Source organism: Pseudomonas sp. JV245A, assembly GCF_032424515.1.
Lineage (GTDB): Bacteria > Pseudomonadota > Gammaproteobacteria > Pseudomonadales > Pseudomonadaceae > Aquipseudomonas > Aquipseudomonas protegens.
In genome coordinates this window covers 1-224 of record NZ_VYKE01000674.1, presented here as the reverse complement: position 1 = coordinate 224, position 224 = coordinate 1, and the positions used below count along the sequence as shown (strand labels likewise).

Sequence of the window (224 nt, the reverse complement as noted above, 5' to 3'; positions counted from 1 at the left end):
GCGCTGCGCAGCGGTTCCGGGCGGTTGCCGGCTGCCGGCGACAGCCGCTGGGTCGGCTTGAACAAGAGCCAGTTGTCGATGGTGTATGCCGAACTGTTCAACAAGGATCTACGGGCCAACAACGTGCTCTACCTGTTCCGGCCCGAGCAGTTGCCGGCCGCCGGGCTGGACCTGCAGGCGTTGGCCCAGGGCTTGAAGCAGCGCTATCCACTGGCGGGCTGTCG

Annotated in this window: 1 protein-coding gene; it reads left to right on the top strand. The window is 66.5% G+C overall.

The features are described from left to right. On the top strand, positions 1 to 224 hold a 224-nt coding region (locus F6S12_RS33570; RefSeq protein WP_315870091.1), incomplete at both ends, for a hypothetical protein.